Consider the following 18,368-nt stretch of genomic DNA (forward strand, 5'->3'; position numbering starts at 1 on the left):
TTCGATCGCAGGGGAGTAGGTGTTGTAAGTCGACCGTCAGAAAGCGGCCCATAACCAGCTAATTGAGGCGATTAGCAATCCAACCTTCAATCTCGTCTTCCGCCCATGCCACCGAGTATCCACCCAGCTGCACCGGCTTCGGAAACTTGCCCTCGGCCATCCAGCGATAGATCGTCGAACGGCCTAGCCCGACTCGGTGTTGCACTTCCGGAAGGCGGATGAGACGGGTGACCCGGCGGGTTTCGGTCGCTCCCTTGGCGACCCCTTCACCCACGATGGCCTCCTTCGACACCGGCAAAGACATCGCCAAGCAGGGCGTCCTTGCGTTCGAGCTCATCGATGTGATCGGAGAGCAGGCGGGCGACACGGTGTGCCGTGCCCTTGGCCCAACGCGGCTTCACGTCATGAACCTGGTTGCCCAGGACACGCTCGAGCGCTGAAGGCAGTTCTCCGGAAAAGTCCTCAAAGAACTGCGCGAGGTCCGATTGCAGCCACGCGATCGCGTGATCGCCGCTGCTGACTAGAAACAAAAGCAGGTGCGCGTGAGGAGCGACGCCGCACGCGGAGAGAATGCGCAAGGCTTCACCGAGGCTGGCTGAGCGTTCGCCGGCAAGGACGCGGCGCAAGGCATCCTTATGGATCTGCGCATCGCGCGCGATGTCGCAGCGGGCACGGCCGCTGGCATCGACGGCCGCCAAGAGCAGCCGGGCGAGGTCGGCGCGAACCTGTTGTTCGGCAAAGAGCGTCATGTTGGTCATCAACGAATCCTTATCTCCAGAGGTGATCGACTCACCGGCTAACCGCGAAGGAAGCCTGTAGGAAAACGAAAAGAACATCTAGAGAACATAGAGGAAGGGACGAATCAGCTTCCTTCGGTGATTCGCGCGAATTCCGTCCGCACCAGCGCAGATCGCGGCTCGCATCGCTCAGAAGCCAGCACAGTCGGCGCTGCTCCGCGATCAGCCTGCGCGGATCCCGGCCAGCGCACCTCCCGATGTCGCTTTTTACTTGGTTGGCAGCCCCAAAATCCAGTTCCCGATTTCCTACAGCCCGCCTCCGGGGAGAGGAAAGAACATACAGCGAACGCATCGCTGACTCATGTTCAATCCCTCGAAAGGTTCCATCCATGACCACCAAGACTGCCCTTCCGGTTCAGCAGCGCACGCCCAAACGGGCCCGTGGCCGCGACTACATTCTTCCTGCCTGCGTGGCGCTGGCCTGTGCCGGTGCCGCGTTCGCCGGCGCCGACACCACCTTCGATCCCGCGCTCACCAAGTTCACCGACTTTCTCGAAGGCTCGGGCGGCAAGATCATAACCGTGCTCAGCCTCGCAGGCGGTCTGATCGGCCTTGCCTCCGGGCGCTTCTCGCTCGGCCAGGTCGCGGTGCCGGTCGGCGTCGGGATCGGTGTCGGCACCGGCGTGCCGATCGTCACCTCGGTCGTGACCGCGGTCATCTGATCAGCGGATCCGGTCACGACAGGAGGGCGGCATGGCCGACAGGTACCTCGTTCCACGGCGGCTCGACGACCCGGAGCTCATCGGCTTCTGGACCATCGACGAGTTTGCAGGGATTCTCATTCCCTTCGCCTGGGGCATTCTTTCGCAGCATATCTTCATCGGTATCGGCCTGGCCGCCGGGGCCTGGCTTGCCTTGCGGAAGGCAAAGGCACGCGGCGCCGGTTCGGCACTGGTGCATGCTGCATACTGGTACCTGCCCGGGAGCTTTCTCGGGCTGAAAGCCACGCCGCCCTCCCACTGCCGCCTGTTGGCGGGCTGAGGGAGGCGACCCATGCGAGCAGAATTCGCGCACGAACAGGCGCAGACCTACCTGCGGCAACGCAACCGCTTTGCCGTGCTGGCAGGTGTCCTGGGCCTGACCACGCTGGTTAGCCTCGGCGCCGCGGTCACCCGCGACGAGCACGTTGTGCTGGTGCCGATCACCGCCGAGCGGATCGCCGTCTCGAGCGGCGGGATCGACGCGCCTTATCTCGAGCTCGTCACCCGCGACACGGCGCTGATGCTCCTCAACCGGGCACCCGAAAGCCTCGACTACTGGATGGCGAACATCCTGAAGCTCGCCGATCCCGCCGCGCACGGCCGCCTTAAGGCCGAGCTCGTCAGAATCGTCGAGGAGCAGCGCGGCTCGGACATCAGCCAGGCCTTCGTGATCGCGGAAATGCATGTCGATCCCAAGAACCTGACCTCGACCGTCACCGGCACGCTCAAGACCTTTGTCGGCGCGCAAGTGATCGCGAGCCAGCGCCGCTCCTTCCGTTTCCGCTGGTCGAAGCGTGGTCTCAGCCTCGCGCTCGCCGGCTTCGAGCAACTTCCCACCGACAAGGAGGAACCCGGCCAATGAGTCTTCTCCCATCTCCCTTCGCTGCTGCGCTTGCCGGAACCGGCCTTGCCTGTTTCGCGATCGGCGCGACAAGGCGCCCCGATCCAGGGCTCAAGCTGACCGGCCTCGCCGTACTCGCCTTCGCGCTCGCGCCGGTCCCGGCGCATGCCGATCAGTTCGTCGAAGCCGCTGACAATGCGACCATCGACTGCGAGCTCGCTCGCGGCGAACTCACCCGGATTGCGCTCATCGATGATGGCTTTGCCAATGTCTCGAAGATCGCGAGCGGATTTCCCTACAACGATTTCCAGGTGACCCATGAGCCGGTGCGCGGAGACATCTATATCTCCGTGCCCCCGCAATTTGCGGCAGGTCGGGTCAGCTTCTTTGCGACCAGCAAGGCGGGCTACGTCTACAAGTTTGCCTGCCGTCTCGGCGGCGAGGAAGCGACCCAGCTCTTCATCACCAATCCCGCGCTCGCTAAAGCCGCGGCTAACGAATGGGAGACCGAGACCGGACCCGAGGACGCTGCGATCCGCCTGATCGAGGCGATGGCGAGCGATGCAGTCCTGCCCGGGTTCACTGCCCGCGCCGAACTTTCGGCTCCGCGCCGCACCGGCGGGATCGAGGTCCAGCTGGTCGCCGAATACCAGGGCGATGAACTCACCGGACAGCGCTTCCTCGTACGCAACCTCGGCCAGGAGAGCCTTGCGCTTGGCTCCGAGCGCGAAGGTCCCGCAGGCGCGCTCGCCTTCGCCTATGGCCGAGATGCACTCGCTCCCGGTGAAGCGACCAGTGCCTTCCTTGTCTTTGCCAAGGGAGGGCTCGACTGATGGCCGAGGCAACACAGAAAGACGCCGAAAAGAGGCCTTTGCCGGGCTCGCCGGAAGCGCGCGAAAGCGGACGGCGCAACCTCAATTCGCAAATCGCGCAGCGCCAGAAGATGCTGCTCGCCGGGATCGGGGCCATCGCGCTCATCGGCGGCGGGATGTTCATCTTCGGCGGCGATGGCGACGAGGGCGGCAGTGATGCCAATGGTGCGGCGACGATCGACACCGGCGGCCTCGTCAATCGCAACCTATCACAGCGCGAGTTCGTCGCGAGCTACGGCAACCGGCTCGATGCACAGGGCCGCGCGATCAAGGATCTGCAGCAATCGCAGCTACCGCGACCCGAGATCGAGCAAGAGCTCGAAGCGCTGCGCAGCGAGAACGCGCAGATGCGCTCCGACGGCCAGGCAGCGATCGACGCGATCTCGACCGAGAATGCCAATTTGCGTTCACAGCTCAGCGACGCTGCGAAAGCGCCTGCAACCGCGCCGCCGCTGCCACCACCACCGGCCTATGGTCCCGGCGTGGGAACGGGTGGGGCTGTCCAGCCACCGCAAGGAGCGCCGGAAGCGCAGGGCGGACAGCTCAGCCTGATGAGTTTCAGCGCTGAGCCGGGCAAGGACGGCAAGCCGCGCGCGGCAGAGACTGCGCCAGCTTTGCTGCTCGAAGCGAGCCGCGATTACCTGCCTCCCAACAGCTACGCACCGGCAACGGTCATCGTGGGTGTCGACGCCTCGACCGGCGTTGCCAGCCAGAGCGATCCGCTTCCCGTGGTGCTGAGGATCACCGGTCCGGCCCGCTCGGTCATGCGCGGCAACAAACTGCTCACCACCGATATCACCGGCTGCCTCGTCAATGGCGCGGCGCGCGGCGATCTCTCGGCCGAGAAGGTCTACGTCAAGCTGGTGCGCATGACCTGCGCGCAACCCGGTGGGCGCTTCGCGGTCAGCGAGGTCAAGGGGTTCATCTCCTTCGCCGGAAAGTCGGGCGTGCGCGGCCGCGTGGTCAGCCGCGAAGGCAGCCTTGTCAGCCAAGCGCTGCTGGCCGGGATTGTCGGCGGCTTCGGCCGCGGATTCTCAGCCAACGCAAACGGCATCTTTACCGGCCAGGTCGGCGCCAACGGTCAGCGCGAGGCGCTGTCGCCGACCGACATCCTCGCCGGTGGCTTTGGCCAGGGTGCCGGCGAAGCCGCCGACACCGTCAGCCGATACCTCATCGAACGCGCCGAACAATACCAACCCGTCGTCGAGATGCCGACCGGCATCGAGGTCGAGATCGTCTTTCTCGACGGCGTCCACGTCAGGAGCCCCTCCAAATGAACTACAATGACCACCGGCCGGGCCTGAAGGCCCGCGCCGCCCACCTTGCCCTTGCCCTCTCGAGCGCCGCCGCCGTGCTGACGCTCGGCGTCTCTGCCGTCACCGCTATGCCTGCGAGCGCTGCGGGCATGGCGAGTGATGTCGCGCAGGCACTGAAACTGCGGCTGCCCAAGACCCCGATCGATGCGATCAGCTGCGACACGCTGGGCCCCTGGTGCGAAGTCGTCTCGGGCGACACGCTGTTCTACATCGACGAGACCGCCCGCTATCTCTTCGTGGGCCGTCTCTACGACATGGAAGAGCGGCGCGACGTGACCGCCGCCCGCCTGCTCGAACTCAATCCCGACCTGCTTGCAACCGGTGCGGCACGCGTAGCGAGCGATCCGCCGGCGGGACGCGACGAAGCGCCTGTGCAGGCGGCCGCCAGCCATGTCGACCTCTCGTCGCTTCCGGCTGCCGGCGCGATCCATTGGGGCAACCCTGAGGGCGAACGCCTGGTCGTCTTCTCGGATTTCCAGTGCGGCTACTGCCAGCGCCTGACCGCTGAACTCGCCAAAGCCAAGGTCCAGGTCGAAGAGCGACCGATCTCGATCTTTGGCGCGGCGAGCCGCAAGATTTCCGAGGCCGTGCTGTGTGCCAAGGATCCGGCAAAGGCACTCCATGCAGCCTACGCCGGCCAGGCTCCGGCGACCGGCAAGACCTGCAAGGACGCCAAGGCACTCGATGCCAACGAAGCCTTTGCAAAGGCCAACGGGTTTGCCGGAACTCCGGTCATCGTGCGCGCCCGCGATGGGGCGGTGCTTCATGGTTACCGCGATGCCGTGGCGATCCGCCGCTTCGTCGCCGAGGGCAAGGGAGAGGCGCAATGAGCCGGCTCCCGATCCTTCGCGCCGTGGTGCTCGCTGCGCCGCTCCTTTTGGCCAGTGGCTGCGCCAGCCTTGGCGGCAACGTCAAAGGCAGCTTTGCCTGCCGCGCTCCCGAAGGGACCTGCGCGCCGACTTCCTCGATCGATGCCGGGGCGACCGGTATCGAAAAGGCTGACACGGTTGACGCGCATCGGACGGTGCCCCCGACCGGCGAAGCGGTTCGCCGCCTGCAGGTCGTGCTGACGCCTTACCGTGACGCGGCGGGCCGGGACCATGAGGCGCGCGTCGTTCACCTGACGCTGCCCGAGCAGGCAGGGACAGGCTGGCGCGCGCCGCAGGGCCGCCGCGAAGTCCTGCGCTCGCTGGCATCGACCATTGCCGCGACGCGCGAGAGCAACCCCGCAATCGATTTCCAACCGCCAAAAACCCAAGAGGCAGACACATTGCCGGAACAGCTGTTCATCCCCTCGCAGCCCGTTCCGGCGATGCCCGGCGCTGACGCGCCGGAACCCGGGGGACCTGGCTCGTTTTCCCCTCCCCGCGAGCCGGTCCCCCACCCTGACATGACCGAAGGAGAGAGCCGGTGACGCTATCCCTTGCTGCCGCGCGCGACGCACTCTCGCGGGGCCTGTTTGCCGACACGGCACGCCCCGAGAAGCCGCAGTCGCATTTCGGGCTCGACATGCTTTCGGACTGGCTACCCTACCGGGTCTATGACGAGGGGGCGAAGCTCTACCGCAACGCCCGCTCCAAAGGGTTCGTGCTCGAAGTCACCCCGCTGATCGGGGCCGACGAGCGGACCGGCGAGATCCTCGGTCAGTTCTTCTCCGAAGGCCTGCCGCAGGGCGCCTGCCTCCAGGTCCTGAACTTCGCATCTCCGCGGATCGGCAGCGTGGTCGGCCCCTGGTTCGCTCCGCGCTACGAGCAGGGCGGGATCTACGAGGCCATCGCCAGGGCGCGCACCAGACGCCTTTACGATCTCGTCTGGAGCTCGGGCTCGGCGCATGCGCCCTTCCATGCCCGCAACGTCCGGCTGATCGTCTCGCTCGGCGTGCCGGTGCCCGGCAGTGTGACCGATGCCGAACTCTCCGAATGCCGCGAAGGGCTGATGGGCATGCTCCATTCGCTCGGACTGCACGCGCAAGACCTGCGCCCGGGCGGGCTGCTGGCACTCATCGACGAGCTTACCTCGCCGACCACCGCGCACGAGACCGACATCCATGCGTGGAACCCGCACGATACGCTCGATGTCCAGGCGATCCGCCGCGACATCGAGCTCGAGGTCGGCGACGATCGCCTGATCCTCAGGACCGAGCGCTTTCGCGAGACGGGCCGCGACGAGGAGGGCAATCCCGAGGTCGGCGAATGCTATCCCGACCATTTCGACGTGCGCCACTATGCCGTGCGCTCTACCCCTGAACGCTGGGCGCCGTGGGAATGCGCGCGGCTCATCGGCGACATGTTCACCGACAAGCTGCGCTTCCCCTGTCCGACGGCGACCATGCTGTGCCTCGTCTACCCCGACCAGGAAGCCGCCTCAGCGCGCGCGGGCTTCAAGTTCATGCGCACGACCAGCCTCAGCCAGACCAAGAGCGCGCGTTTCTTGCCCAAGCTCGCCGAACAGTCGGCCGAATGGCGCCACGTCCAGGCCGAACTCCACGCCGGCAAGAAGCTCGTCAAGCTGTTCTACGGGCTCACCAGCATCTCGCCGCTCGGCCAGGGCGACGCGCACGAACGCATCATCAAGGCGATCTACAAGGCAGCCGGATGGGACCTTGCCGACGAGCGCTTCCTCCAGCTGCAGGGCCTCGTCGCTGCCTTTCCCCTGAGTCTGGCCGATGGCCTCGCCGACGACATGGCGCGGCTAAAGCGCCTCAAGACCATGCTCTCGACGACAGCGGCACATATCGCGCCAATGCAGGGGGAATATCTCGGCGGCGTGATCCCGCACCTCCTGCTCGTTGGCCGCCGCGGCCAGCCCTTTTGGTGGTCGCCGTTCGAAAACACTGCCGGCAATCACAATATCGCGATCTGCGGCAAGTCGGGCTCGGGCAAGTCGGTGCTGCTGCAGGAGCTCTGCGCCGCCTTGCGCGGTGCCGGCGCCAAGGTCGTGGTGATCGACGACGGGCGCAGTTTCGAGCATTCGGTCAAACTGCAGGGCGGACGCTTCGTCGAGTTCACGCTCGCCTCGGGCTTCTCGCTGAACCCCTTCTCGATGGTCGATGATGCCCGCGCGCACGAAGACGAGGATTACCGCCTCGACTGCTTTGCCATGATCAAAGCGATTGTCGGCCAGATGGCGCGTCCGGGTACCGCGCCGAGCGACACCGAACGCGGACTGATCGACCGGGCCGTAACCGCGACCTGGGAAGCCCTGGGAAGCGGCGCATCGGTCGACGATGTCGCGCATGCGCTCCATGGCTCGGAGAGCGAGGCGGGCCGCGATCTGGCCACCGCGATCGCGCCTTTCTGCCGCGGCGGCAGCTATGGCGGGTTCTTTGCAGGCAAGGCGAGCTTCGCACTCGACGATGACTTTACCGTCTTCGAGATGAGCGACCTTGCAAGCCGCGAGGAACTGCGCAGCGTCGTCCTCTCGGCGATCATGTTCATGACCAGCCAGGCGATGACGCGCTCGTCGCGAGCAACCAAGAAGCTGCTGCTGATCGACGAGGCCTGGGCCATGCTCAAGGGCGGGTCGATGGGCGAGTTCGTCGAGACCTATGCCCGCACTGCCCGCAAGTACGGCGGCGCGCTCGCCACCGCGACCCAGTCCCTCAATGACTATTACAAGTCTGATGGCGCGCGCGCCGCGCTCGAGAATAGCGACTGGATGCTGGTACTTCAGCAGAAGGCCGAGACGATCGCCGATTTCAGGGCGAACGCGCGGCTCGACATGGACGACCGCACCGAGACCCTGATCCGCAGCCTCAAGCGTTCGGGGACCGAGTACAGCGAGGTCTTCATCAAGGGCCCCGAGACCGAGGCGGTCGGCCGGCTCGTGCTCGATCCCTTCTCGGCGACAATCTACTCCTCCGATCCCGACACCTATGCCGCTATCCAGGACTGCGAGCGGCGCGGGCACAGCCTCGCCGATGCTATCCGCATCGTGGCGGGAGGCGGACAATGATGGTCTCGCATCTCGTCGACCGGACCCCTCCGGCCAACCTCCGCAGCCTGCTGCCGTTTCTGCAAGGGAGCTGCTTCGTCCTCATCGAGACCGCGCGCTTTGCCGCGACTTCGTTGCTGATCGTGCTGGGATTGCCGCTTGCGCTGTTCCTGTTCGTTGCGGGCTGGGATCTTGGCGGCCTCTTCACCCAGCTCGCCAATCTGTCGGACCGCTACCTCGAAGCCGACGGGCTGCGCCGCAGCCTGTTCAGCCAGGACCTCAAGGGCTGCTTCCTCGTCCTCGCTGGCGCGGTGACGCTGTTTCGCATGCCGCGCTTCCTGAAGCGCCTCGCAGCCGATCTCGAGAACCATCCGGCCCGGGAGACAAACCATGACTGACACGCGCAGACTAGCGTCCTTCAATCGCACGCTATTGGCCAGAATTCTGGGCGTGCTCGCGCTCGCGGCCGCACTGCTCTGGGCAGCTTGGATCAGCCGCGAGCTGTCCGAGCCGCGCCAGCAGATCGTCACCGTCCGGCTTGCCGAGACCATCGCGGCTTTCGTCGATGCCGAAGCGCGCGGGGCACAGGATCCCGAAGCCAGCCAGGCGCGCGTGCTCGCCTTCCTCCAAGCGTCCGAGCGTGCCGTTGCAGAAATGGGGACCGATGGCCGCGTGGTGCTGGTCGGCGAAGCGGTGCTCGCGGGCGATGCCCCCGATGCCACCGACGAACTGCGCATGCGGATCGACCGTCAGCTTGGTCAGGGAGGCGGTCAGTGACGCACTTTGCCTCTCGTCTTGTCCGCACGATTAAACGGCCGCTCGTCCTGACCGGACTGGTGTTGTTGCCGCTCGGATGGGGCGCGGTCGACGCATTCGCAAAGGACCACGCCTTCCTCATCAACGCCAGCCCGAGCCTGCCCAACTGGGCGTTCTGGCTCGACAAGCATGCGCGGATCGAACGCGGCAGCCTGATCTTCTTCGAGCCGCCGGCAAGCAGGCTCGTCGAAGTGCATTTCGGGAACGGCGCGCAGCTCTTCGGCAAACGGGTGCTGGGCGTGCCGGGCGATGTCGTGAGCCACCGCGGTCACGAGGTCTTCATCAACGGTCGCAAGGTCGCCGCGCGGCTCAATGAGACCCGTCTCGGCATTGCGCTACACAAAGGCCCCGAAGGCCCGATCCCCGACGGCTGCTTCTACACCGGGACCAGCCATCCCCGCGGCCTCGACAGCCGCTACGCCGAGATCGGCTTCGTCTGCCGCGGCCAGATCCTCGGCAGCGGGAGAGCGATCCTGTGAGCAAGCTCGTCCTCCCCGCAACCCTGCTTGCAGTGCTGCTCTGCCCTGCCGAGGTGCTAGCGCGCGACTATGGCCAGCGCGGCACGGTGTTTCCCGTGATCGAGCGCGACCTCCTCGAACAGATCCATTCGCGCCTGACTCATATGGAACGTTCGGGCGAGACCGCGCGACTCAATGAAGACCTGAAGCGCCGCACGATCGCGCGGGTGGGCCGGCCCGATCCCGTCGCCGGGATCGTCCGGGCCAGCGAAGCGCGGCGCTGGCACTTCGATCCGACGATTACGCTCGCTGCCGATATCCGCGGGGCAAAAGGCGAGCTGATCCATGCCGCTGGCACGAGGGTCAATCCGCTCGACAGCGTCGGCCTTCGCGCCGATCTCCTGTTCCTCGACGGCGACGATCCAGACCAGCTCACCTGGGCGCTCAAGCAGGACGCCAATGCCAAGCTGATCCTGATGAAGGGCGCGCCGCTCGAGCTGATGAAGGCTCAGCAGCGCCGCTTCTATTTCGACCAGGGCGGCAAGCTCACCGAAAGGTTCGGGATCAGGTCGGTGCCCGCACGCGTGCGCCAGCAGGGCCGCCTGCTCGAGGTCAGCGAAATCGCGCTGCCACCGAAAAGGAGGACAGCCCAATGACGCACTTAAGAAAGCTGGCGCTCATGCTGGCCGCCATTCTTGGTCTAGCGACCGCAACGCCCGCCATGGCCGATGCCGGTCCGGGACGCTGCACCGGCAGCTTCGTCAACCCGATCACCGACATCTGCTGGTCGTGCCTGTTCCCGATCTCCATCGGCGGGCTGGACATCTGGCCGTCGAGCCGGCCCGATCCCGACAACCCCGATCTGCCGGTGTGCCTGTGCGGTCTGAGGCCCGGGATCGCCATGGGCTTCTGGGAGCCCGTTCGGCTTGCCGATGTCAGCATGAAGCCGTGGTGCTTCGTGAACCTCGGCGGCATGAAACTCGATCCGGGCTTCGATATCGGCTTCCGCTCGATCTCGGGTCCATCGGCGGTGGGCGGCGCGAGCCAGTATTATTCGAGCTGGCATGTCCATTGGTATGCCTATCCGCTGATCTACTGGATGGAGATCGTCGCCGATTTCCTGTGCCTGGAATCGGGCTCGATCGACATTCTCTACATCTCCGAGATCGATCCGCTGTGGCAGGATTCCGAGCTCACCGCGATCATCAACCCTGAGGCCGTGCTCTTCGCCAACCCGCTGGCGCTCGCTGCCTGTGCGGCCGACTGCGTCGCCTCGACCGCGAAGCTGCCGATCGACGAGATGTTCTGGTGCGCGGGCTGCCAGGGTTCGATGTATCCGATGAACGGCAACGTCTCGGCCTCGATCGGGCACGTCCAGGCCTCGCGGCTCGTGCTCTCGCGCTTTGCTTACAAGCTCCACCGCGAACTCGTCTCGTGGGGGACGATGGGGTCCAAGGGCCTGTGCGGCAAATACCTGATGCCGGTGATGCGCAAGCAGCAATACCGCTTCCAGGCCACCAACCCCTACCCGGCGACCTCGGGCCGTTACGCCTGCCCGCCCGTCGGCGCCTCCACCACCTTTCAATCGGCCGGACAGGTCATCCCCGCTATCGGTGAAGACATGGGATACCTCGTCTGGCGCAAGCGGAACTGCTGCGCGCGAGCGCCGTGACGGCGCAGAAAGGAAATATGTATGTAATACAACAACATATCCTTTCATCGTCTTGCTGACGAATGACCGGTGGCTGCGATGCCACCCCACCCGGCGGAAGGAGTCGGGGCGGAAGGGGGTCTCCAAGGTTTGCCGCGTTCCGGCGGTCGGCCTCAGAGCAGGAGACCTGAACTGTACCGGATGCGGCCCGTCAGCCGCAGGCCGGGCTACCACAGGATCTATGGTGAGATACAAGCGAATGACGTGTCTGAAGCCTCTTTATTTACAGTTGAACTCCCGATCACCTGACGGGGTGGGGAAATCGCGGTGTGAACCGGTTGGCGTGTTGCGCTGCCTTCTGGTGGGTGCTCGCAGAGCACTCGTGTGCGGGTCGTCCTTTCTTGTCCGCACGCCCGAGCCGCAAGGGGTTAAGCGTCGCACCTACGGGTCCAAGGTTGATCGTCGGAACACGGGAACCATCATCGCCCGCCTGCTTCGGAGCAGGCTATCCGCGGAGACCGGGGATGGGCGCTGGTGGGGCGGAGCCTGCGTAGTAGTCCGAGGGCGGGAAAGCCGTCCACATGGCGAAGGCAGGCAGGAAGCCGGTGGGCTGTCATGACGGAGGAACTACCAGTGGACTCTGGTAATCAGGCCGCACAGGTCTGGCTCCTCGGCGTTCAGCGAAAGCTCTACCAGTGGAGTCGGGAACACCCCGAAGAACCATACTGCGACTTGTGGAATTGGGTAACCGATCCCCGCAATCTGCAGATGGCCTGGAAAACGATTGCCGGTAATCGCGGCAAGCGCACTCCGGGAGTCGACGGGGAGACCGTAGCGAGAATTGCATCCGGTATTGGTGCCATGGAATTTCTGCGGAAGCTTCGCGAGGAGCTTCGGTCGGGCGGCTACCGCCCGTCCCCTGCACGCAGGAAATGGATCGCCAAGCCGGGCAAACCGGGGAAGTTCCGACCCCTCGGTATCCCTACAGTCAAGGATCGCGTGGTGCAGTGCGCGGTCAAGCAAGTACTGGAGCCGATCTTCGAGGCCCGGTTCTGGCCAGTCTCTTACGGGTTCCGGCCCGGACGGGGCAGTCAGGCCTGCCTTGAACATATCCGTGTGACCATCCAGTCGCGGGGCAGACCTGCGGCTGACGGTCGCCGACACAAAGCGCCGTACCAATGGGTAATCGAAGGCGACATTGAGGGCTGCTTCGACAATATCGGACATCACCCGCTGATGGAACGCGTGCGCCACGGCGTCGCGGACCGCAAGGTGAACCGGTTGCTCGTGCAGTTCCTCAAGGCCGGGGTTCTCGAGGATGTTTCGTACAGCCCGACAGACACCGGCACGCCGCAAGGTGGAGTGCTCTCACCGCTGCTGGCCAACATCGCGCTTGGCGTGATCGAGGAACGGTATCGGGACTGGGTAAAACGCCCCGAGGACCCACAGCTGAAATCCGATGGGATAAGGCTGGCGGCAATCAGGCGCGACAAGGATCGCAAGGCCGGGCGACCGGTCTTCTATCCCGTCCGCTATGCCGATGACTTCCTGATCTTCGTGTCGGGAACGGAAGCTGACGCTCTTGCCGAAAAGCAGGCGCTGGCAACCTACCTGCACGAAGCGATGGGTCTGACGCTCTCGCCCGAGAAGACGCGCATCACCGCGCTGACCGAGGGCTGTCGATTCCTTGGATGCCGCGTGAGGCTCAAATGGGACAAGCGGTTCGGGCTGCACGCCCGCATCGAAATCCCGCGCGAGCCGATCAACGGATTCAGGATACGGGTAAATCAACTGGCCCGACGGCAGACGCTTCGGCGTTCGCTCAAGGCCATGCTTCAGGAACTCAATCCATACCTTCGCGGGTGGTCTGCCTACTACCGCTACTGCGTGGGGGCGAAGTCGATCTTCGCCAGTCTCGACTGGCATGTGCGGCAACGTCTCTGGCTGTGGCTGCGGGCCAAGCACAAACGTGTCCCCGGGAGGAAAATCGCATCGTGGCGCAGGCCGGGCATCGCCCATCCGGGCAGCAAGGTCTGGGCTGAAGGCAGCACGGAGCAATTCTTGATGAGCTACGTGCCAGTTCGGAGGTTCGATCTCAAATGGATGAAGAAACCCGAGTACGCCAAGGCTTCTGGAGAGCCGGATGCACAACGAAAGGTGCACGTCCGGTTCGGAGAGAAGGCGTGGGAAACTGGGCGTGGAGACACGCCGCAGCGCCCACGTCTTACTCTACTATGAACAAACACCTCCTTCTTTTGCCCGTCGGCCTTGCCGTCACCCTCGGTGGCCTCGCTCTCGCCCAGAGCGCGCCCGAAGGCATCGATCTCGAAGCGATCCGCGAGCGTGCGGCCGAACACGCCGACGATGCGCAGGCGCTCAGCACCAATGTCCGCCAGCGCGCCGAGGCGCTGACCGAGGACGCACAGACTATCCAGGCGCAAGCGCAGGCCAATCGCGCAGCCTATGCGGACAGCATCGAGGCAATCGAGACAAACGCCGTCCTCGACTTCGACGCGATGATCGCGGGGCAAGCCGCCGCCGAGAAGGCATCGCTCGGGGGAGCCCCCCGCTTCATTGCCTTTGCCAGCCTGTCGATGCCGCCCGAGGCGCTGAAAGTACTGGTCCACGACATGACCAGGGCAGGAGGCGTCACCGTGCTGCGCGGCTTCCCGCAAGGAAACAGCGAGGCGTTCAAGAAGCGCCTGGCTGCCATCTGGAGCACCCGCGACGAAGCCGGCTCGCTCGGCATTGATCCAAGGCTGTTCCGCGCGTTCAAAATCGAGGCCGCACCGAGCTTCGTCATGCTGAGCACTGAGTTCAGTCCCTGCGACGGGTTCGATTGCACCAGCGAGGTGCCGCCGCACGACCGCATCGCCGGCAACATCAGCGTGGGAGAAGTCCTCGAGACCTTTGTCTCGGGCAAGGGTCCGGGTGCCGAGCTTGCTCGCCTCCATCTGCGCCAGCTCTCCAGGGAGGAACGGCCATGACCGGCAGAACCCTCGCCAGTATCCTTGCCGCACTCGTCGCCCTCACAAGCGCGGCTTCCATTCACGCCCAGACCCGCGATGCAGCAAGGGCCGACGGCAAGGACTTTGCCACCGAGCTGCTGGGCGAAGCGCGCGACGCCGCAACGACCAATCCCGACGCGGCGCGCGTTCCCAATTTCGATCCGCAGGCGACGCGCGACCTGCAGGATCTTGCGCGCGATCCCGACCAGATCGAGGCCCGCGGACGCAGCGCTGCCACGACCAGCACGCCGACGCGGACCATCCGCGACAGCATTGCCAATCGCGCAAGGTTCGAGCCGAACGAGATCGAGGACGTGATTGCCCGCAGCCTCGCGATCAACGAGACGCCGCTCGACTACACCAGCGGCATGGCAATTTCGGGCAGCCAGGGATCGTGCGTTCCGCTGCCGCCTGGTTCGGGGTCGGCGGGCACCTACACCGCCACCTGCAATACAGGCACACGGATCGATCAGTCGCTTGGCCAATGCACGGTCCCGCTCGTCGCCAAGGTCAGCCAGCAACCGCAGTATCATTACCTTTGCAGCCCATTGGGCAGCTTCAACCTGTCAGGTGAGCCGGATTGCGAAGAGTTTTCGGGCGCTCTTTGCCGGGTGACCGGACACCGGGACGGTCCTTGCCTACAGTGGGGTTGGTCCGGCGGTCGCAAATGGTGCACCGAGCCGGGCGATCCGATTACCGAGCTGACCTGCGACGAACAGGTCGCGGGGCAGACGCCCTACCGCATCGCCACGGCGACCACCGTCACAACGACCCCTGACGATAGCCAGTGCACAGGTCTTGCGGGCGATAGCGATTGTACGCTCGATGCCGAGATCTGCACCGATGCCGATCCGCAGACCCGCGTGGTCGATGGCGTCGCTGTCACACGCCCCTGCTGGGAATGGCAACGCAGCTACACCTGCATCGCCCGCGAAGCGGCGACCGACTGCTCCGACATCGAAAGCCAGAGCACCTGCCGCTTTGTCCGTGAGGAATGCCTTACCGACGAAGACCCCTGCGAGACCTGGGAGCGCATCTACGAGTGCCCGCTTCCCGGTACCGACAGTTCCACCCAGTATGTGTGCGACGGCGATGTCTATTGCATCGACGGCAGCTGCGAGACGATCGAGCGCACCGCGAACGACGAGTTCAAGGATGCCGTCACCGCGCTCCATGCGATGGACGAGGCCCGCGGCCAGTTCGATCCCGAGTCGCTGACGCTGTTTCGCGGCACGCGCAACACCTGCTCCTCCAAGGTTTTCGGCGTGCTCAACTGCTGCAAGGGCAAGGGCTTCCCGCTCATCCCCGGCATCAGCCTGCTGGTCGCGCTCGGCTGCAACCGCGAAGAAGTGCTGCTCCACGAACGCGATGCGCAGGGACTGTGCGCCTATGTCGGGACCTATTGTTCGGACAAGTTCCTCGGCGTCTGCCTGACCAAGAAGAAGGTCTACTGCTGCTTTGAGAGCAAGCTCTCGCGGATCCTGCAGGAAAAGGGCCGGCACCAGCTGCCCAAGCCCTGGGACAACCCTAAGGAAGAGCAGTGCGAGGGGTTTACCCTCGACGAGTTCGCCCGGCTCGACCTCAGCCAGATGGATTTCAGCGAGGTCTATGCCGAGTTCACCGACGCTGCACGGCTCCCTGACGAGCTCGAGACCAGCATCCTCATCCAGCAGAAAATCGAAGACTATTACGCAAGGAGTGGCCAATGACGCGCCGCCAATCACTGCTGATGCTGGCGCTCCCAGTATTGGCCATGTGTCTCGCTGCACTGCTCCCCGTTCGGGCAGTTGCGCAGGAAGCGCGCCAGGCAGAGCCAGCTGCCTCGGCAGACAGCCTCTACTGCGAGCAACGCAGGCTCGGCTACTGGTTCTATTGCGTCAGGCCGGAGGCGAAAGCCGAGCCGCAGATGGCGCAGCCACCGGCCCAGGTAACCGCCACACAGGAACTCGACGCGGTCACGGGGGAACTGCGCGAACTCAAAGCGCGCGCGATCCTCTATCCGACGCCGGAAAACGTCACCGCCTATATCCGCTTCCAGCGTGCCCAGCTCGACCGGGCTTCGCTGTTCTCCGATGTCTGGCAGCGCGCGATCTGGCAGGATCCCGAGCTCGACTACACGCTCGAGAGACCGGTCGGCGCGCTCGCCAAGAAGCAATGGCAGGACGCGCGCGCTGCCGAGCGCGATGCGGTGATGGCCAGGCTCTCCGAGCGCTATGGCCTGTTCTACTTCTTCGCCCAGACCTGCGGCGCGTGCGAAGTGATGAGCCCGATCGTGCGTTCAGTGGCGGACCGCTGGCATATCACTGTCCGGGCGATCTCGACCGATGGCGGACCGTCCCGTCACTTCCCCGACTACAAGGTCGAAAGCGGCCAGCGGCCGCGCATGGGGCTCGAACCCGGCATCACCCCGGCGCTCGTGCTGTGGGACAGCGTGGCCAGGCGCCCGATCCCGATCGGATACGGCGTGCTCTCGGCCGACGAGCTGCAGGACCGCATTTACCTCCTCACCTCGAAGGAAGCCGGACATGATTACTAGCATCCGCAATGCGGCACTCACTCTTGCCGCCGCCAGCATGGTCGCGTCCCCTCTGGCCGCGCCAGCATCAGCCAATGTCGGCGACAGCATGGACCGCTTCATGGACGACATGGGCGCTGCGGCCAATGTCACCGGGCCGAGCGCGTTCGAAGGACAGTCGGCGGGCTATTACAGCCTCGGCAATGTCTGGACGCGCTTCCCGCAGAAGACGACCAACATCGCCAATCTCCAGCTGCCGCGTGCCCGCGCTGGTTGCGGCGGTATCGATATCTTCGCCGGGTCGTTCTCCTTCATCAACGCGAGCGAGATGGTCGCGCTCTTGAAGGCCGTCGCGAACAATGCGGTGGGGTTCGCCTTTAGTTTGGCGATTGATACCGTCTGCCCCGAGTGCTCGAAGATCATGCAGGAGTTCAGCCAGAAGGCGCAGCTCATGAACAATCTCTCGATCAACTCCTGCGAGATGGCGCAGGGGCTGGTCGGCGGCGTCTGGCCCAAGGGCGATCTCGCCGACAAGGCAATCTGCGAAGCGATCGGCAATTCCGAAGGTATCTTTACCGACTATGCCGCCGCCAAACACGGCTGCGGGACGCGCGGCCAGCGCGCCTCGACCAACGAGGGTGCCGGCGCCGACTATGCCGACGTCAATCCCGGTGTGCCGCGCAATTACACCTGGCATGTTCTTAAGCAAAGCGCCTTCTTCAACCCCGGTGGCACATTCGACCGCGATCTTGCCGAATATGCGATGACGCTCATCGGCACGGTGATCTACGTGCCGCCCCGCGACGACGAGCCGGGCAAATTCGTACCTTTCGCAGGCGATGCCTCCTCGACGCTGGTGACCGCACTGCTCGACGGGACGCAGGGTCAGTCGGTGCGGGTGTTCCAGTGCGACGAGCCCGACCAGTGCCTCAACCCCACTTTCCAGCAGATGAGCCTCACGAGCGCGAAAGCCATCCGGCCACGCGTTGCCCGGCTCATCGGCAGCATGGTGGAGGCGATCCGCAGCGATACCGCGATCGGCGACGAGGAGAAGGAGCTGCTCCAGGTGGCATCGGTGCCGCTCTACAAGATCCTCACCGTTCAGGCGGCCTATGGGCGCGGGATGGCAACCGACGACCGCGACACGCTGGCCGAGATCGCCAGCATCGATCTCCTCTATGCCATTCTCGAGCGTATCACCGCTGAGGCCGGACGCTCGATGGCGAGCTTCATTGCGGCCGATGAAGCCAAACTCGCGATCTGGCGCGCTCAGGTCGCCGAGGTCCGGTCAAGCCTCGCCCAGCGGCAAGCGACCGGACAGGCGCGGGTCTCGGCGATCATGCAGATCATTGAGAAGACCGCGATGATCGAGAACATGCTCGCCGCTTCGATGTCGCCGTCGATGGCAGCCGCGCTCGACTGGTCCCGCGGGATGCAGTCCCGCTCCATCGTTCCATAAG

General features: G+C 64.9%; 20 protein-coding genes. 18 read left to right on the forward strand and 2 right to left on the reverse strand.

Annotated features, from left to right (window positions below):
- Window positions 1-58 precede the first annotated feature (58 nt).
- Window positions 59-274: a helix-turn-helix transcriptional regulator gene (locus JI59_RS07045; RefSeq protein WP_038577190.1), complete on the reverse strand. Its 216-nt coding sequence runs from the start codon at window positions 272-274 to the stop codon at window positions 59-61.
- Window positions 267-758, reverse strand: coding sequence for a hypothetical protein (locus tag JI59_RS07050; protein ID WP_007013463.1), 492 nt, complete (start codon window positions 756-758; stop codon window positions 267-269). Before JI59_RS07050 ends, JI59_RS07045 begins: the two co-directional genes overlap by 8 nt.
- 368 nt (window positions 759-1,126) lie before the next feature.
- Between JI59_RS07050 and JI59_RS07055 the strand changes: the two genes are divergently transcribed.
- From JI59_RS07055 to JI59_RS07140, 18 genes are all read left to right on the forward strand, one after another.
- On the forward strand, window positions 1,127-1,459 hold the full coding sequence (locus tag JI59_RS07055; protein WP_007013462.1) for a hypothetical protein: 333 nt from the start codon (window positions 1,127-1,129) through the stop codon (window positions 1,457-1,459).
- A gap of 31 nt (window positions 1,460-1,490) precedes the next feature.
- Window positions 1,491-1,778, forward strand: a complete 288-nt coding sequence (gene traL, locus JI59_RS07060) for a type IV conjugative transfer system protein TraL (RefSeq protein ID WP_006834208.1) — start codon at window positions 1,491-1,493, stop codon at window positions 1,776-1,778.
- Window positions 1,779-1,790: 12 nt separating this feature from the next.
- Complete coding sequence (locus JI59_RS07065) at window positions 1,791-2,360, forward strand: type IV conjugative transfer system protein TraE (protein WP_007013461.1); 570 nt, start codon at window positions 1,791-1,793, stop codon at window positions 2,358-2,360.
- Complete coding sequence (locus JI59_RS07070) at window positions 2,357-3,172, forward strand: type-F conjugative transfer system secretin TraK (RefSeq protein WP_007013460.1); 816 nt, start codon at window positions 2,357-2,359, stop codon at window positions 3,170-3,172. The genes JI59_RS07065 and JI59_RS07070 overlap by 4 nt, the downstream gene beginning before the upstream one ends.
- Complete coding sequence (locus JI59_RS07075) at window positions 3,172-4,488, forward strand: TraB/VirB10 family protein (protein ID WP_007013459.1); 1,317 nt, start codon at window positions 3,172-3,174, stop codon at window positions 4,486-4,488. Before JI59_RS07070 ends, JI59_RS07075 begins: the two co-directional genes overlap by 1 nt.
- Window positions 4,485-5,357, forward strand: coding sequence for a DsbC family protein (locus tag JI59_RS07080; protein WP_007013458.1), 873 nt, complete (start codon window positions 4,485-4,487; stop codon window positions 5,355-5,357). The genes JI59_RS07075 and JI59_RS07080 overlap by 4 nt, the downstream gene beginning before the upstream one ends.
- The gene (locus tag JI59_RS07085) at window positions 5,354-5,941 is read left to right on the forward strand and encodes a hypothetical protein (protein ID WP_007013457.1); all 588 of its coding nucleotides are present in this window, start codon (window positions 5,354-5,356) and stop codon (window positions 5,939-5,941) included. Before JI59_RS07080 ends, JI59_RS07085 begins: the two co-directional genes overlap by 4 nt.
- Window positions 5,938-8,481, forward strand: a complete 2,544-nt coding sequence (gene traC / locus JI59_RS07090; protein ID WP_007013456.1) for a type IV secretion system protein TraC — start codon at window positions 5,938-5,940, stop codon at window positions 8,479-8,481. Before JI59_RS07085 ends, traC begins: the two co-directional genes overlap by 4 nt.
- Window positions 8,478-8,858 carry a hypothetical protein gene (locus tag JI59_RS07095; RefSeq protein ID WP_007013455.1) on the forward strand — a complete coding sequence of 127 codons (381 nt, stop codon included), beginning with the start codon at window positions 8,478-8,480 and terminating at the stop codon, window positions 8,856-8,858. The genes traC and JI59_RS07095 overlap by 4 nt, the downstream gene beginning before the upstream one ends.
- The gene (locus tag JI59_RS07100) at window positions 8,851-9,237 is read left to right on the forward strand and encodes a TrbI F-type domain-containing protein (RefSeq protein ID WP_238532546.1); all 387 of its coding nucleotides are present in this window, start codon (window positions 8,851-8,853) and stop codon (window positions 9,235-9,237) included. The genes JI59_RS07095 and JI59_RS07100 overlap by 8 nt, the downstream gene beginning before the upstream one ends.
- Complete coding sequence (locus JI59_RS07105) at window positions 9,234-9,755, forward strand: S26 family signal peptidase (protein ID WP_007013453.1); 522 nt, start codon at window positions 9,234-9,236, stop codon at window positions 9,753-9,755. Before JI59_RS07100 ends, JI59_RS07105 begins: the two co-directional genes overlap by 4 nt.
- Complete coding sequence (gene traW / locus JI59_RS07110) at window positions 9,752-10,390, forward strand: type-F conjugative transfer system protein TraW (RefSeq protein ID WP_007013452.1); 639 nt, start codon at window positions 9,752-9,754, stop codon at window positions 10,388-10,390. The genes JI59_RS07105 and traW overlap by 4 nt, the downstream gene beginning before the upstream one ends.
- Window positions 10,387-11,406, forward strand: a complete 1,020-nt coding sequence (traU, locus tag JI59_RS07115; RefSeq protein ID WP_038575723.1) for a conjugal transfer pilus assembly protein TraU — start codon at window positions 10,387-10,389, stop codon at window positions 11,404-11,406. The genes traW and traU overlap by 4 nt, the downstream gene beginning before the upstream one ends.
- A 612-nt stretch (window positions 11,407-12,018) precedes the next feature.
- Window positions 12,019-13,623 carry a group II intron reverse transcriptase/maturase gene (ltrA, locus tag JI59_RS07120; protein WP_138921578.1) on the forward strand — a complete coding sequence of 535 codons (1,605 nt, stop codon included), beginning with the start codon at window positions 12,019-12,021 and terminating at the stop codon, window positions 13,621-13,623.
- A complete protein-coding gene (trbC, locus tag JI59_RS07125) occupies window positions 13,620-14,372 on the forward strand; it encodes a type-F conjugative transfer system pilin assembly protein TrbC (RefSeq protein WP_038575725.1) in 753 nt (250 codons plus the stop codon). The genes ltrA and trbC overlap by 4 nt, the downstream gene beginning before the upstream one ends.
- On the forward strand, window positions 14,369-16,102 hold the full coding sequence (locus JI59_RS07130; RefSeq protein ID WP_007013450.1) for a conjugal transfer protein TraN: 1,734 nt from the start codon (window positions 14,369-14,371) through the stop codon (window positions 16,100-16,102). The genes trbC and JI59_RS07130 overlap by 4 nt, the downstream gene beginning before the upstream one ends.
- Window positions 16,099-16,929 carry a conjugal transfer protein TraF gene (locus JI59_RS07135; RefSeq protein ID WP_038575728.1) on the forward strand — a complete coding sequence of 277 codons (831 nt, stop codon included), beginning with the start codon at window positions 16,099-16,101 and terminating at the stop codon, window positions 16,927-16,929. The genes JI59_RS07130 and JI59_RS07135 overlap by 4 nt, the downstream gene beginning before the upstream one ends.
- Complete coding sequence (locus tag JI59_RS07140) at window positions 16,919-18,367, forward strand: conjugal transfer protein TraH (RefSeq protein ID WP_007013448.1); 1,449 nt, start codon at window positions 16,919-16,921, stop codon at window positions 18,365-18,367. The genes JI59_RS07135 and JI59_RS07140 overlap by 11 nt, the downstream gene beginning before the upstream one ends.
- The last annotated feature ends 1 nt before the right edge of the window (window position 18,368 follow it).

Source organism: Novosphingobium pentaromativorans US6-1, from assembly GCF_000767465.1.
Classification (GTDB): Bacteria; Pseudomonadota; Alphaproteobacteria; order Sphingomonadales; family Sphingomonadaceae; genus Novosphingobium; species Novosphingobium pentaromativorans.

Coding starts and splice junctions, on each gene's coding strand:
- JI59_RS07050 (WP_007013463.1), bottom strand. CDS start 758: ATGACCAACATGACGCTCTTTGCCGAACAACAGGTTCGCGCCGACCTC.
- JI59_RS07055 (WP_007013462.1), top strand. CDS start 1,127: ATGACCACCAAGACTGCCCTTCCGGTTCAGCAGCGCACGCCCAAACGG.
- traL (WP_006834208.1), top strand. CDS start 1,491: ATGGCCGACAGGTACCTCGTTCCACGGCGGCTCGACGACCCGGAGCTC.
- JI59_RS07065 (WP_007013461.1), top strand. CDS start 1,791: ATGCGAGCAGAATTCGCGCACGAACAGGCGCAGACCTACCTGCGGCAA.
- JI59_RS07070 (WP_007013460.1), top strand. CDS start 2,357: ATGAGTCTTCTCCCATCTCCCTTCGCTGCTGCGCTTGCCGGAACCGGC.
- JI59_RS07075 (WP_007013459.1), top strand. CDS start 3,172: ATGGCCGAGGCAACACAGAAAGACGCCGAAAAGAGGCCTTTGCCGGGC.
- JI59_RS07080 (WP_007013458.1), top strand. CDS start 4,485: ATGAACTACAATGACCACCGGCCGGGCCTGAAGGCCCGCGCCGCCCAC.
- JI59_RS07085 (WP_007013457.1), top strand. CDS start 5,354: ATGAGCCGGCTCCCGATCCTTCGCGCCGTGGTGCTCGCTGCGCCGCTC.
- JI59_RS07095 (WP_007013455.1), top strand. CDS start 8,478: ATGATGGTCTCGCATCTCGTCGACCGGACCCCTCCGGCCAACCTCCGC.
- JI59_RS07100 (WP_238532546.1), top strand. CDS start 8,851: ATGACTGACACGCGCAGACTAGCGTCCTTCAATCGCACGCTATTGGCC.
- traU (WP_038575723.1), top strand. CDS start 10,387: ATGACGCACTTAAGAAAGCTGGCGCTCATGCTGGCCGCCATTCTTGGT.
- trbC (WP_038575725.1), top strand. CDS start 13,620: ATGAACAAACACCTCCTTCTTTTGCCCGTCGGCCTTGCCGTCACCCTC.
- JI59_RS07130 (WP_007013450.1), top strand. CDS start 14,369: ATGACCGGCAGAACCCTCGCCAGTATCCTTGCCGCACTCGTCGCCCTC.
- JI59_RS07135 (WP_038575728.1), top strand. CDS start 16,099: ATGACGCGCCGCCAATCACTGCTGATGCTGGCGCTCCCAGTATTGGCC.
- JI59_RS07140 (WP_007013448.1), top strand. CDS start 16,919: ATGATTACTAGCATCCGCAATGCGGCACTCACTCTTGCCGCCGCCAGC.